Origin of the sequence: Vibrio sp. 10N.261.55.C5, assembly GCF_041470505.1 — a bacterium.
GTDB classification, from domain to species: Bacteria; Pseudomonadota; Gammaproteobacteria; order Enterobacterales; family Vibrionaceae; genus Vibrio; species Vibrio crassostreae_C.
Window position 1 is genome coordinate 1 of record NZ_JBFRMS010000118.1, and the last position, 324, is coordinate 324.

Annotated in this window: 1 protein-coding gene; it reads left to right on the forward strand. The window is 46.0% G+C overall.

Features of this window, described 5'->3' with window-relative positions; all coding sequences use genetic code 11:
* Positions 1 to 321 (forward strand): transposase (locus tag AB4263_RS24090; RefSeq protein WP_372099028.1); only part of this gene is annotated, 321 nt, incomplete at its 5' end.
* Between the last annotated feature and the right edge of the window lie 3 nt (positions 322 to 324).

The window sequence follows — 324 nt, forward strand, 5'->3', positions numbered from 1 at the left end:
GACTTAATGACCACTTATATACTCGGGGCACAACTCAAAGAGCTTTGGTATTGTGAATCAGAAGCACATGCTAAAGGGCTCTGGGAGGCGTGGTGGGCACAAGTACAAGAGAGTGGAATTAAGCCATTGAAAGAGTTCGCACGAAAACTGAGTCCTTATCTTCACGGTATTATCGCATCGGCAAGTTATCCGCTAAACACCTGCACCCTAGAAGGGATAAACAACAAGATAAAGCTAATCAAGCGAATGGGGTATGGGTATCGAGATACCGACTACTTCTTCTTGAAGATAAAAGCGGCTTTCCCCGGAAAGCCGCGATGAACC